Origin of the sequence: Streptomyces sp. HB132 (genome assembly GCF_016909575.1) — a bacterium.
GTDB lineage: Bacteria > Actinomycetota > Actinomycetes > Streptomycetales > Streptomycetaceae > Streptomyces.
On sequence record NZ_JAFBGA010000003.1, the window covers coordinates 231,126 to 244,234 of the forward strand.

The following is a 13,109-nucleotide window of genomic DNA, read 5'->3' on the forward strand; positions in this document are numbered from 1 at the left end:
AAACAATAAAGCGCCTGAGGAGGGTTCCCGTCAGGCGCACATAATGTTCATGGGTACCAAAACTGCAACTCGGCAACCGTAGCACGTTCTGTCGGCGGGCGGCAGATCAGTCCGCTCCGGCGCGCCGGAGAATCTGCTGACCGGCGCGGCTGCGGGGAGCGTTCATCGCGGGTCCCGGAATCGTTCCCCGATGCTTCGCGCTCTGTTCTCCCAAGGGGTGCGCGCTCCCGGGGGCGAGGGGACGGCGGAGTCCGGCGGGCCGTACGGCAGGGGCCGGGCGCCCGTCTTGCGGGAGGGCGGATTCACCTGTTCGCCGTACCGGCACGCGTGCGGACGGAGCGCTCCTGACAGCCGGACCGGTGGCCGGGGGTTACGCCGAAGGAGTGCCGCCGGGGCGGACGGGCGCCCCCGCCCCGGTCGGGAGCCGCCCCGTCCGGTCCGTGGGCAGAAAGAGTGAGGCCGTCCGCCAGGAGCGCGGGTCCGCCGCCGTCCGGCCACGCGGCACCCGGTGCCGCGTGGCCGTCGGGCGTGGCGTCACGACTCGCGGACGGGGCTCTCGTCGGCCCCTCTGCGCAGGGTGCGCAGAGCGCGGCCGGGGCGCCAGACCTGTACGACGAGCTCGTCACCGTCGAGTCCGGTGCGGACCACCTCGGCGGGGTCGGCGCGGAAGAGGAGGAAGGGCTGCGGCGGGGTGACCTCCTCGACGAAGCGGGCCAGTACGGCGGCGTCGGTGATCTCCACCGCCCGCCCGGAGATGCGGATGTCCCCGTCGGCCATCTCCGCGTCGGGCCCCGGGTTGGCATGGATGGCGAAGCGCGGGTCGCGCCGCAGATCCAGTGCCTTGCGGGAGTTCGGCATCATCCCGAACCACAGCGCGTCCATCCGGAACTCGGTCTCCAGGCCGGTGACGCGGGGCGACCCGTCCGCGCGCAGGGTGGCGAGGACGTGGTGCTTGTACTGCTGGAACCTCTTGCGCACGGTGTCGGCGAAGGCGGGCTCCGCCGCGCGGAAGTCCTGCCAGGAACTCGGTGTCACGCTCGATGTCATGGGTGCCATCGAACCGCGTAATCAGGACATCCTCTGTCGTGACGGGTCCCGCGTCACCGGATCGGACGCCACCGTGTCGCGCTGGCCCTGCGCCCGGTGTGCGGGTCAGCCGACGAGCCCCTGGGCGCGGGCGGCCGCCAGCCAGTGCGGGAATTCGGCGACGAGCCGGTCGTAGAGCTCGGAGTCCGGGAGGCTGCGGGGGTCGGGTCCGGCGTGGAAGAAGCCCGCGTTGTCGACGGGGCGCTTGGCCGGGACTGCGAGCTCGTCGAGCCGGCGCAGGAAGTCGAATTGAGAGCTCCGCTTGTTGCCGAAGCCGATGAACTGCCAGAACAGCGGGAGTTTCGCCGCCTTGCAGAGGTGGCGTTCCGCCGCGTGCTTGCTGATCGGCCCGCCGTCCGTCTGGAAGACGACGAGGGCGGGCGCGGTCGAGCCGCTGTCGAGGTAGTGGTCGATGACGGCGTCCATGGCCAGGTGGTAGCTGGTCTTCCCCATGTGTCCGAGCCCGGCCACGATCGTGTCGATGCGGCCGTGGTGGTTGCCGAGGGTGATGTCGGTGACGGCGTCGATGTCCGTGGAGAAGAAGACGACGGGCACCCGTCCGTCGTCGTCGAGGTGGGCCGAGAGCCCGAGGACCCGGTCGGCGAGCGCCTGGACGCTGCCGTCCTTGTAGTACTCCCTCATCGAGCCGGAGTAGTCGAGCACCAGGTAGACCGCGGCGCGTCCGCCGCTCATCCCGTGCTTCTCCAGGGAGATCCGGGCGCTCTCGTAGTGGCCGGCGATCGCCGGTGCCTGTTCCCGTATCTTGTGCAGGCTGATGGCCGGACCTGCGGCGTCGTGCGTACCGGTCATGTGGCTCTCCGATCGGGCGGGGCTCGTGCCGCGGCGGCTGCGGGAGTTCCGAGCGTAGGGCAACGCCGGCGCACCCAGGTGTCCGCTCCTCACCCGCGTTCGCTATCTTGAGCGCCGTCGCCTCATGCGGTCCTCCTGCCCGTCCAGGAGCCCCCGCCCACGAATGAAGGAGCCGGCCATGGAGGCCGCCGCCACCACGTGTTACCGCCACCCGTCGTACGAGACGTATGTGCGGTGCACGCGCTGCGACCGGTACATCTGCCCCGACTGCATGCGCGAGGCGTCGGTCGGGCACCACTGCGTGGAGTGTGTGAAGGAGGGGCAGCGCTCGGTCCGTCAGGCCCGTTCGCTGTTCGGCGGCGCGGTGCCGAGTGCCGCGACGCCGGTCGTGACGTACGTGCTCATGGCGCTGAACATCGTCGCGTACGTCGTCGAGGTGGTCCGGTCCGGGACGGTGGACCGTTTCGGGATGCTCGGGGCGGTGCTGGTCGATCCGTCGGGCGGGCAGTACTACTACAAGGGCGAGACCTATCCCGGGCTCGAGCTGACCGGTGTGGCCGACGGGGAGTGGTACCGGCTGCTGACGGGGGCCTTCCTGCATCTGCCGCCGGACGCGTCGTTCGGCGTGATGCACCTGGTGTTCAACATGCTCGCGCTGTGGAATCTGGGCAGGGTCGTGGAGGGGCAGCTCGGACGGGCCCGGTATCTGGCGCTGTACCTGCTGTCCGCGGTGGGTGGTTCGGTGCTGGTCTACCTGGTGGCCTCGCCGGAGACGACGGCGGTCGGCGCCTCGGGGGCGATCTTCGGTCTGGCGGCCTCCTTCTACGTCATCAACCGGCGTCTGGGCCGGGACATGCGGGCGGTCAACCGCTTCATGGCGGGGTTCCTGCTGTGGATGGTCGTCTCCGCGGTGTTCACCTCGTGGGAGGGGCACCTCGGCGGTCTGCTGACCGGCGGTCTGGTGACCTACGGGCTGGCGTACGCGCCGGCCAGGCTGCGGACGTCGGCGACGCAGCTGGCGGGCGGAATGGTGCTGGTCGCGCTGCTGGCCGTGGTGGTAGCCGTGCGGACGGCCGCTCTGACCGGGGCGTGACGGCGAACCCGCCCGTGGATGAACCGAGTCCACTTTCTGGGATCATCGTCCCATGGTGAGAGATTCCTCAGCGGATCGGCCGGAGACCGCGGACTCCGAGGGCCTCGGGCCGGGGGAAGGGTCCGGAGCGGGGATTGTTCGCCGTGGTGTCCGGCGGCTGCACCCGCTGGACTGGCTCGCGGGCGGCCTGCTGGTCCTGGGGGTGCTGGCGGTGGCGACCGGGCTGCTCCCCTCGGACGCGGCCGCGGCCGAGATGCGGCGCACCGGGCCGCTGGTGGTGTTCCTGGGCACGGTGATCGTGATGGCCGAACTGACGGGCCGGGCTCAGGTCTTCGACGTGGTGTCGGCCTGGGTGGCGCGGGCGGGGCGGGGGCGTTATCCGCTGCTCTTCGGGCTGTGCGTGCTGTTCGCCTCGCTCACGACGATCACGCTGAACCTGGACACCACGGCGGTGCTCCTCACCCCGGTCATGCTGTCGCTGGCCTCCCGGGTCGGGATCGCGGCGTTGCCTCTGGCGATGACGACGGTGTGGCTCGCGAACACCGCGAGTCTGCTGCTGCCGGTCTCGAATCTGACGAATCTGCTGGCGGCGGACCGGGTGGCGCTCTCGCCGTCGGGTCTCGCCGCGGTGATGTCGCTGCCCCAGCTCGCGGCGATCGCTGTGACCGCCGTGTGCTTGTGGGTCTTCTACTGGCGGCGGGGCCGCCGCGGCGCGGACCGGTACACCCCGCCGGGTCCCACGGTCGCCGCGGATAGCGTCCTGCTGCGGATCTGTGCGGTGGCCTGTGCGGGCTTCCTGCTGGCGATCCTGGTCGCGGACGTCCCCCTGTGGTCGGCGTCGCTGACCGCGATGGTGGTCGTGGTGGTGGCCTTCGCCGTACGGCGAAGGGAGGAACTGCGGCTGTCGCTGGTGCCGTGGCGGCTGCTGGTGCTGGTCCCGGGGATGTTCCTGGTGGTGGAGACCGTCAGCGCGCACGGGCTGCACACGTTGCTGGAGTCCCTGCTGGGCTCGGACAACGGCTTCCCGGGGATGCTGCGGGCGGCGGCGGTGGGCGCGGGGCTGTCGAACGTCGTGAACAACCTGCCGGCGTACCTGGCGGGCGAGGCGGTCATCCCGGTGGGTGACCACCAGCGGTTGCTGGCGCTGCTGATCGGGGTGAACGTGGGGCCGCTCGTCACCCCGTGGGCGTCCCTGGCGACGCTGTTGTGGTTCGAGCGGTGCCGCGTGCACGGGACGAGGATCGACATGCGCCGCTTCGTGGGGACCGGTCTGGTGCTCTCGGTCACGGGCACCCTGGCCGCCGTGTCCGTGCTGGCGCTGGTCGGCTGAGTCCGGTGCCGGCCGGTGCCCGCGAGGTCCCGGACACGCCGCGGCGCCCGCCCTTGTCCGGTCGGGGACGGGGGCGGGCGCCGCGTTCAGTTCCGTACGCCGTTGTACGGGACGTCTGTGTAGCCGCGATCAGACCATCAGGGAACGGTCCGTCGGGCGGATCGGGGCGTGCAGGGCGCTGGTCCCTGTCAGGAAGCGGTCCACGCCGCGCGCGGCGGAGCGGCCCTCGGCGATGGCCCAGACGATGAGGGACTGGCCTCGGCCCGCGTCACCGGCGACGTAGACGCCGTCGACGTTGGTGGCGTAGTTCTCGTCGCGTGCGACGTTGCCGCGCTCGTCGAGGTCGAGGCCGAACTGCTGGACGAGGCCGTTGGCCTGGTCGGTGCCGGTGAATCCCATGGCCAGGGTGACGAGCTGGGCCGGGATGACGCGCTCGGTGCCGGCCTTCTGCTCCAGCTTGCCGTCCTTGAACTCCACCTCGATGAGGTGCAGGGACTGGACGTTGCCATCCTCGTCGCCCTCGAAGTGGGTGGTGGAGACGGAGTAGATCCGCTCGCCGCCCTCCTCGTGCGCGGAGGTGACCTTGTAGAGCATGGGGAAGGTGGGCCAGGGCTGGTTGGCGTTACGCTCCTCGCCCGGCTGGGGCATGATCTCCAGCTGGGTGACGGAGGCGGCGCCCTGGCGGTGGGCGGTGCCGACGCAGTCCGCGCCGGTGTCGCCGCCGCCGATGACGACGACGTGCTTGCCCTCGGCGGTGATCGGGGAGACCGTCAGGTCGCCCTCCTGCACCTTGTTGGCGAGCGGGAGGTACTCCATCGCGAAGTGCACGCCGTTGAGCTCGCGGCCCGGGACGGGCAGGTCGCGGGAGACGGTGGCTCCGGCGGCGATGACGACCGCGTCGTAGCGGCGGCGGAGCTTGGCGGCGTCGATGTCCTTGCCGATCTCCACCTCCGTGCGGAACTTGGTGCCCTCCGTGCGCATCTGCTCGATGCGGCGGTTGATGTGCGACTTCTCCATCTTGAACTCGGGGATGCCGTAGCGGAGGAGTCCCCCGATGCGGTCCGCGCGCTCGAAGACGGCGACGGTGTGGCCGGCGCGGGTCAGCTGCTGGGCGGCGGCGAGACCCGCCGGGCCCGAGCCGATGACGGCGACGGTCTTGCCGGAGAGGCGCTCGGGCGGCTGCGGGGTGACGTCGCCGCTGTCCCAGGCCTTGTCGATGATGCTGACTTCGACGTTCTTGATGGTGACGGCCGGCTGGTTGATGCCGAGGACGCACGCCGACTCGCACGGGGCGGGGCACAGGCGGCCCGTGAACTCCGGGAAGTTGTTGGTGGCGTGCAGGCGCTCGGACGCCGCCGACCAGTCCTCGCGGTAGGCGTAGTCGTTCCACTCGGGGATGAGGTTTCCGAGCGGACAGCCGTTGTGGCAGAACGGGATGCCGCAGTCCATGCAGCGGCCGGCCTGCTTGCTGATGATCGGGAGCAGCGATCCCGGAACGTAGACCTCGTTCCAGTCCTTGACGCGCTCGCCGACGGGGCGGGTCTCGGCGACCTCGCGTCCGGTGGTCAGGAAGCCCTTGGGGTCAGCCATTGGTCGCCGCCTCCATCATCTTCTCGGTGGTCTCCTGCTCGGAGAGACCGGCGAGCTCAGCGGCGTCCTTGGCGGCGAGCACTGCCTTGTAGGTGGACGGGATGATCTTGCTGAAGCGGGTGACCGCGGAGTCCCAGTCGGCCAGCAGCTTCTCGGCGACCGTGGATCCGGTCTCCTCCTGGTGGCGGCGCACGACGTCGTGCAGCCACTGCCTGTCGGTGTCGTCGAGGAGCTCGACGGCGCCGACGTTGCCGGTGTTGACGTTGTCGAGGTCGAGGTCGATGACGTACGCGATGCCGCCGGACATGCCTGCGGCGAAGTTGCGTCCGGTCTCGCCGAGCACGACCGCGTGTCCGCCGGTCATGTACTCGCAGCCGTGGTCGCCCACGCCTTCCGAGACGACCGTGGCACCGGAGTTGCGGACGCAGAAGCGCTCGCCGGTCCGGCCGCGGAGGAACAGCTCGCCGCCGGTCGCACCGTAGCCGATGGTGTTGCCGGCGATGGTGGAGTACTCGGCGAGGTGGTCGGCGCCGCGGTCCGGGCGGACGATGACGCGGCCGCCGGAGAGGCCCTTGCCGACGTAGTCGTTGGCGTCGCCCTCCAGGCGCAGCGTCACGCCACGCGGTACGAAGGCGCCGAAGGACTGGCCCGCGGACCCGGTGAAGGTGATGTCGATGGTGTCGTCGGGCAGGCCCGCACCGCCGAACTTCTTGGTCACCTCGTGGCCGAGCATGGTGCCGACGGTCCGGTTGATGTTGCGGATCGCGATCTGCGCGCGGACCGGCTGGGCGGCCTCGGCGCTGTCGGCGCCCAGGGCGTCGGCGGCGAGCTTGATCAGCTCGTTGTCGAGGGCCTTGGTCAGTCCGTGGTCCTGCTCGTTGACGCGGTGGCGTACGGCGCCCTCGGGCAGTTCGGGCACGTAGAAGAGGGGCTCGAGGTCGAGGCCCTGGGCCTTCCAGTGGTCGACGGCCCGGTCGGTGTCGAGGAGTTCGGCGTGGCCGACGGCCTCCTCGATCGTGCGGAAGCCGAGCTCGGCGAGGATCTCGCGGACCTCTTCGGCGATGAACTCGAAGAAGTTGACGATGTACTCGGCCTTGCCGGAGAACCGGTCGCGCAGGACGGGGTTCTGGGTGGCGATGCCGACCGGACAGGTGTCGAGGTGGCAGACGCGCATCATGACGCAGCCGGAGACGACGAGCGGCGCGGTCGCGAAACCGAACTCCTCGGCGCCTAGAAGCGCGGCGATGACGACGTCGCGGCCGGTCTTGAGCTGGCCGTCGGTCTGGACGACGATGCGGTCGCGCAGGCCGTTGAGCAGCAGGGTCTGCTGGGTCTCGGCCAGGCCGAGCTCCCAGGGGCCGCCCGCGTGCTTGAGCGAGGTGAGCGGCGAGGCGCCGGTGCCGCCGTCGTGTCCGGAGATGAGGACGACGTCCGCGTGGGCCTTGGAGACACCCGCGGCGACCGTTCCGACGCCGACCTCGGAGACCAGCTTCACGTGGACGCGGGCCGCCGGGTTGGCGTTCTTGAGGTCGTGGATCAGCTGAGCCAGGTCCTCGATGGAGTAGATGTCGTGGTGCGGCGGGGGCGAGATCAGGCCGACACCCGGGGTGGAGTGCCGGGTCTTGGCGACCCAGGGGTAGACCTTGTGGCCGGGCAGCTGGCCGCCCTCGCCGGGCTTGGCGCCCTGCGCCATCTTGATCTGGATGTCGTCCGCGTTGACCAGGTACTCGCTGGTGACACCGAAGCGGCCGGAGGCGACCTGCTTGATGGACGAGCGGCGCGCCGGGTCGTAGAGACGCTCGGAGTCCTCGCCGCCCTCACCGGTGTTGGACTTGCCGCCCAGCTGGTTCATGGCGATGGCGAGGGTTTCGTGCGCCTCCTGGGAGATGGAGCCGTACGACATGGCGCCGGTGGAGAAGCGCTTGACGATGTCGGCGGCGGACTCGACCTCGTCGAGGGAGATCGGCTCGCGGCCGCTCTTGAAGCCGAACAGGCCGCGGAGCGTCATGAGGCGCTCGGACTGCTCGTTGACCCGGCCGGTGTACTTCTTGAAGATGTCGTACCGGCGGTTGCGGGTGGCGTGCTGGAGGCGGAAGACCGTCTCGGGGTCGAACAGGTGCGGCTCGCCCTCGCGGCGCCACTGGTACTCGCCGCCGATCTCCAGCGCGCGGTGCGAGGCGGAGATGCCGGAGGCGGGGTACGCCTTGGTGTGCCGGGCGGCGACCTCCTTGGCGACGACGTCGAGTCCGGCGCCGCCGATCTTGGTGGCGGTGCCGTTGAAGTACTGGGCGACGAAGGCCTCGTCGAGACCGACGGCCTCGAAGACCTGGGCGCCGCGGTAGGAGGCGACGGTCGAGATGCCCATCTTGGACATGACCTTGAGGACGCCCTTGCCGAGGGCGTAGATCAGGTTGCGGATGGCCAGCTCGGGCTCGGTGCCCTCGATGAACGTGCCGGCGCGGACGAGGTCCTCGACGGACTCCATCGCGAGGTACGGGTTGACCGCGGCGGCGCCGTAACCGATGAGCAGCGCGACGTGGTGGACCTCGCGGACGTCGCCGGCCTCGACCAGCAGGCCCACCTGGGTGCGCTGCTTGGTGCGGATGAGGTGGTGGTGGACGGCCGAGGTGAGCAGCAGCGAGGGGATCGGCGCGTGCTCGGCGTCGGAGTGCCGGTCGGACAGGACGATGAGGCGGGCGCCGTCCTCTATGGCGGCGTCGACCTCGGAGGTGACCTGTTCGATGCGGGCGGCGAGTGCCTCGCCGCCGCCGCTGACGCGGTAGAGGCCGGAGAGGGTCGCGGCCCTCATGCCCGGCATGTCGCCGTCGGCGTTGATGTGGATGAGCTTGGCCAGCTCGTCGTTGTCGATCACCGGGAAGGGGAGCGTGACGCTGCGGCACGCGGCGGCGGTCGGCTCCAGGATGTTGCCGGCGGGGCCGAGTGTGGAGCGCAGCGAGGTGACGAGCTCCTCGCGGATGGCGTCCAGCGGCGGGTTGGTGACCTGGGCGAACAGCTGGGTGAAATAGTCGAAGAGCAGCCGGGGGCGCTCGGAGAGCGCGGCGATCGGCGAGTCGGTGCCCATGGAGCCGAGGGGTTCGCCGGCGGTGCGGGCCATCGGGGCGAGGAGGACGCGGAGCTCTTCCTCGGTGTAGCCGAAGGTCTGCTGGCGGCGGGTGACCGAGGCGTGGGTGTGGACGATGTGCTCGCGCTCGGGGAGGTCCTCGAGCTCGATCTCGCCGGTTTCCAGCCACTCCTCGTACGGGTTCTCGGCGGCCAGGGACGCCTTGATCTCGTCGTCCTCGATGATGCGGTGCTCGGCGGTGTCGACGAGGAACATCTTGCCGGGCTGGAGTCGGCCCTTGCGGACGACCTTGGCCGGGTCGATGTCCAGGACGCCGACCTCGGAGGAGAGGACGACGAGGCCGTCGTCGGTGACCCAGTAGCGGCCGGGACGCAGACCGTTGCGGTCGAGGACCGCGCCGACCTGGGTGCCGTCGGTGAAGGTGACGCAGGCCGGGCCGTCCCAGGGCTCCATCATCGTGGAGTGGTACTGGTAGAAGGCGCGGCGGGCCGGGTCCATGGAGGCGTGGTTCTCCCACGCCTCGGGGACCATCATCAGCACCGAGTGCGGCAGCGAGCGGCCGCCGAGGTGGAGCAGCTCCAGGACCTCGTCGAAGGAGGCGGAGTCGGAGGCGTCCGGGGTGCAGACGGGGAAGATGCGGTCGAGCTGGGCGTCGCCGAAGAGGCTGGAGGCGAGCTGGGACTCACGGGCCTTCATCCAGTTGCGGTTGCCCTTGACCGTGTTGATCTCGCCGTTGTGCGCGACGAAGCGGTACGGGTGGGCGAGCGGCCAGCTGGGGAAGGTGTTGGTGGAGAAGCGGGAGTGGACCAGCGCGACCGTGGTGGCGAAGCGGCGGTCGGAGAGGTCCGGGAAGAACGGCTCCAGCTGCCCGGTGGTCAGCATGCCCTTGTAGACGATCGTGCGTGCGGAGAGCGAGGGGAAGTACACCCCGGCCTCACGCTCGGCGCGCTTGCGCAGGACGAACGCCTTGCGGTCCAGCGCGATGCCGGTGCTGACGCCGTCGGCCACGACGATCTGGCGGAACTCCGGCATGACGGCGCGGGCGCCGTTGCCGAGGATGTCCGGGGTGACCGGGACCTGGCGCCAGCCGAGGACGTCGAGGCCCTCCTCGGCCGCGATCTCCTCGATCTGCTTGACGGACTCGGTGGCGTCGTCCGCGGGCAGGAAGGCGATGCCGACGGCGTAGGAGCCGGCCTCAGGGAGGTCGAACCCGGTCTCTTCACGGAGGAAGGCGTCCGGGACCTGGAGGAGAATGCCGGCGCCGTCGCCCGAGTCGGGCTCGGATCCTGTGGCGCCGCGGTGTTCGAGGTTGCGCAGTACGGTCAGCGCCTGCTCGACCAGCTCATGGCTGGCCACACCGGTAAGAGTGGCCACGAACCCGACGCCGCAGGCGTCGTGCTCGTTACGGGGGTCGTACATCCCCTGCTGGGCGGGGCGACCGTCCATGGGCGACCAGGCGTGGATGCGCATCGGCTCTCCCGTCGTCGTCGTGGCATGTGCTGTGCCGAGGGACGACGCTGGCCCTCTGCGAAATTTCGTGCAGGTTACATGATGGAACGCTTCTCAAAAAGCGGAAAGGCTGTTCCAACATGCGGACACCACGGAGCCGTGGTGCGGGTGGGTCACGGTCGGAAGGATCGTTGTGGATCACTGTCCGGGGAGACCGCAGAGAGCGGGCGTCGTTGCCCGCGAGTGTCTACGGCTCTTGCCCGGCGGTCATGGAATCGAAACCGCCGAGTAACGGCTACTTATGTGTAGCACTGCATAGCGTCTCATTTTACGGCGGGCCCACCCCATCCGCCCAGTGACGTGCGTCAAGACGTATGTCACACCGGCGGAACACCGGGGCCGCCGGGAGGTGCCGCCGGGGGGCCACCGAGGGGCCGCCGACGTCCCGGCCCCCGGGGCGCCGGCCGTCAGCCGGCCGCCACTCCGAGCAGCGTGCCCAGTCCGTACGTGATCGCGGCCGCGGCCCCGCCGAGCACGAGCTGACGCAGTCCGCTGAACCACCAGGTGCGTGCCGTCACCCTGGCCACGACCGCGCCGCAGCCGAACAGCCCGGCGAGGGCGAGCAGCACGGCGGGCCACAGCCGGTCGGCGCCGAGCAGGTAGGGCAGCACGGGGAGCAGTGCGCCCAGCGCGAAGGCGCCGAAGGAGGAGAGGGCGGCTACGAGCGGCGAGGGCAGGTCACCCGGGTCGATGCCGAGCTCCTCGCGGGCGTGTATCTCGAGCGCCTGTTCCGGGTCGCGGGACAGCTGCCGGGCGACCTCCTGGGCGAGCGCGGGCTCGACCCCGCGGGACTCGTAGAGGGCGGCGAGCTCGCGCATCTCGTCCTTGGGGTGTTTGCGCAGCTCACGCCGCTCGACGGCGAGTTCCGCCTCGACGAGCTCACGCTGCGAGGCGACGGAGGTGTACTCGCCCGCGGCCATCGAGAACGCACCGGCCGCGAGCCCCGCGAGTCCCGTGATGACGATGGTCTGCTGGGAGACCGCCCCTCCGGCGACGCCCGTCATCAGGGCGAGGTTGGAGACGAGACCGTCCATGGCGCCGAACACCGCGGGCCGCAGCCAGCCGCCGTTGACGTCACGGTGGGTGTGGTTGTCCCGGTGGGCCTCGTGCAGTACGGCGTCGGTCTCGATGATGGACACAGCTCTCCTCTTCTCCCGGAGCGGTCCCCGATGTGATGCTCCCGCTCCGCACCGTCGAAAGTACGCACGAAAAACGCCTCCCGCCAGCAAGGAAGGCCGTACTTACCTGCCGCGAGGGCGTCACTCGGGCGGACGATTTGTACGAAATACGAGCCTCTCTTCGGTGTGATCGGGGAAACCTCGCGTATCCGGTCGTTCCGGGTGCGAGGAAAGGTCTTCACGATGGAGCTCATGGCGGACACTCCGGCGGCGGGCACGGCCGACCGGGCCCGGGGGGCCCTGCTGGGGCTGGCGGTGGGAGATGCGCTCGGCGCCCCGGCGGAGAACATGCGCCCCTCCGAGATCCGCCGCCGCTGGGGTCGCATCGAGGGGTTCGTGAGCGACGATCCGGCGGGGACCGACGACACCGAGTACGCGATCTTCTCCGGGCTCCTGCTGGCCAGGCACGGTTCGGCGCTCACCGTCTCGCACGTCGAACGGGCCTGGCACCACTGGATCGCCGATCTGGACGAGGGCCCGTTCCGGGGTGCCGGATTCAGCGAGCGCGGCACGCTGGAGAATCTGCGGCGCGGTCTCGCCGCCCCGATCTCGGCCCAGCACCGGCACGCGTGGAGCGACGGTCTCGCGATGCGGGCGGCGCCGTTCGGGGTCTTCGCGGCGGGCCGGCCCGCGGAGGCCGCCCGACTGGTGGCGGTGGACGGGCGGGTCAGTCACGACGGGGAGGGCATCTACGGCGGACAGGCGGTCGCGGCGGGGGTGGCCGCCGCGATGGTGGGGGCGGGGCTCGCCTCCGTGATCGCCGCCGCGCTCTCGGTCGTACCGATGGACTCCTGGACGGCCCGTTCGCTGCGCCGCGCGGTCTCGGCCGCACAGCGCTCGTACCCGGACCGGCTGACCGGGGAGCGCGCGGTGCGTTCCGCGGTGGTGATCGGCGGCTACCCGTGGACGGATCTGGCGCCGGAGGCGGTGGGTCTGGCCTTCGGGGCCCTGACCGCGGCGCGGGGAGACTTCCCGACGGCGGTGCTCACGGCCGTGAACATGGGCCGGGACGCCGACACGACGGCCGCGGTGGCGGGCGCGCTGGCCGGTGCCCTGCACGGGGTGTCGGCCATCCCCCGGGACTGGGCGGCGGCGATCGGCCCGGTGCGGGGCAGTTGCCTGCCTTCGATGCGGGGTTACCACGTCCTGGACATCGCGGAGCTCCTGACCCCGGCCGACGACGGGGAGGACCCGCCGGGGGTCCGGGCCACCCCGGAGCGGGAGCCCGCCCCGCACCGGGAGGCCGGGGTCGCACCCCTCTCCCCGCGGCAGGGGGTGTCCGGCGGGCCACGGCTCCCCGGTGCCGGGCGGCACACCCCCGTGCGGACGGGGCCGTCGGCACCGGCCGCCGGTACGCGGCAGGACTCCCGGTGACCGCGGCAGGCCGCACTCCGCGGAGCACGGCCGAGGCGGCGGAGTCCGCCCCGCACG

At 71.0% G+C, this 13,109-nt stretch carries 8 protein-coding genes; 3 read left to right on the forward strand and 5 right to left on the reverse strand.

What is annotated here, in order from left to right:
- Positions 1-534 precede the first annotated feature (534 nt).
- Together JOC24_RS08735 and JOC24_RS08740 are read right to left on the reverse strand one after the other, a co-directional pair.
- Entirely contained in the window at positions 535-1,056 is a 522-nt protein-coding gene (locus JOC24_RS08735; protein ID WP_205019555.1) for a pyridoxamine 5'-phosphate oxidase family protein, read from the reverse strand.
- A gap of 96 nt (positions 1,057-1,152) precedes the next feature.
- Complete coding sequence (locus tag JOC24_RS08740) at positions 1,153-1,896, reverse strand: vWA domain-containing protein (protein WP_205019556.1); 744 nt, start codon at positions 1,894-1,896, stop codon at positions 1,153-1,155.
- 178 nt (positions 1,897-2,074) lie between these two features.
- Between JOC24_RS08740 and JOC24_RS08745 the strand changes: the two genes are divergently transcribed.
- Both JOC24_RS08745 and JOC24_RS08750 read left to right on the forward strand, forming a co-directional pair.
- Positions 2,075-2,989: a rhomboid family intramembrane serine protease gene (locus tag JOC24_RS08745; protein ID WP_205019557.1), complete on the forward strand. Its 915-nt coding sequence runs from the start codon at positions 2,075-2,077 to the stop codon at positions 2,987-2,989.
- A 52-nt stretch (positions 2,990-3,041) separates the two neighbouring features.
- Positions 3,042-4,319: an SLC13 family permease gene (locus JOC24_RS08750; RefSeq protein WP_374104483.1), complete on the forward strand. Its 1,278-nt coding sequence runs from the start codon at positions 3,042-3,044 to the stop codon at positions 4,317-4,319.
- 129 nt (positions 4,320-4,448) lie between these two features.
- Here JOC24_RS08750 and JOC24_RS08755 read toward each other — a convergent pair whose 3' ends face one another.
- The 3 genes from JOC24_RS08755 to JOC24_RS08765 form a co-directional block, all read right to left on the reverse strand.
- The gene (locus JOC24_RS08755; protein ID WP_205019558.1) at positions 4,449-5,909 is read right to left on the reverse strand and encodes a glutamate synthase subunit beta; all 1,461 of its coding nucleotides are present in this window, start codon (positions 5,907-5,909) and stop codon (positions 4,449-4,451) included.
- Positions 5,902-10,461, reverse strand: a complete 4,560-nt coding sequence (gene gltB / locus JOC24_RS08760) for a glutamate synthase large subunit (protein ID WP_205019559.1) — start codon at positions 10,459-10,461, stop codon at positions 5,902-5,904. The genes JOC24_RS08755 and gltB overlap by 8 nt, the downstream gene beginning before the upstream one ends.
- A gap of 446 nt (positions 10,462-10,907) precedes the next feature.
- Entirely contained in the window at positions 10,908-11,639 is a 732-nt protein-coding gene (locus JOC24_RS08765) for a VIT1/CCC1 transporter family protein (protein ID WP_205019560.1), read from the reverse strand.
- A 222-nt stretch (positions 11,640-11,861) separates the two neighbouring features.
- On the opposite strand from JOC24_RS08765, the gene JOC24_RS08770 reads away from it, so the two are divergent.
- Positions 11,862-13,052, forward strand: a complete 1,191-nt coding sequence (locus tag JOC24_RS08770; protein WP_205019561.1) for an ADP-ribosylglycohydrolase family protein — start codon at positions 11,862-11,864, stop codon at positions 13,050-13,052.
- Positions 13,053-13,109 lie beyond the last annotated feature (57 nt).

Bases quoted from the DNA above. Each gene is read 5' to 3' on its own strand.
- JOC24_RS08740 (WP_205019556.1), bottom strand. From the start codon at position 1,896: ATGACCGGTACGCACGACGCCGCAGGTCCGGCCATCAGCCTGCACAAG.
- JOC24_RS08755 (WP_205019558.1), bottom strand. From the start codon at position 5,909: ATGGCTGACCCCAAGGGCTTCCTGACCACCGGACGCGAGGTCGCCGAG.
- gltB (WP_205019559.1), bottom strand. From the start codon at position 10,461: ATGCGCATCCACGCCTGGTCGCCCATGGACGGTCGCCCCGCCCAGCAG.
- JOC24_RS08745 (WP_205019557.1), top strand. From the start codon at position 2,075: ATGGAGGCCGCCGCCACCACGTGTTACCGCCACCCGTCGTACGAGACG.
- JOC24_RS08750 (WP_374104483.1), top strand. From the start codon at position 3,042: ATGGTGAGAGATTCCTCAGCGGATCGGCCGGAGACCGCGGACTCCGAG.
- JOC24_RS08735 (WP_205019555.1), bottom strand. From the start codon at position 1,056: ATGGCACCCATGACATCGAGCGTGACACCGAGTTCCTGGCAGGACTTC.
- JOC24_RS08770 (WP_205019561.1), top strand. From the start codon at position 11,862: ATGGAGCTCATGGCGGACACTCCGGCGGCGGGCACGGCCGACCGGGCC.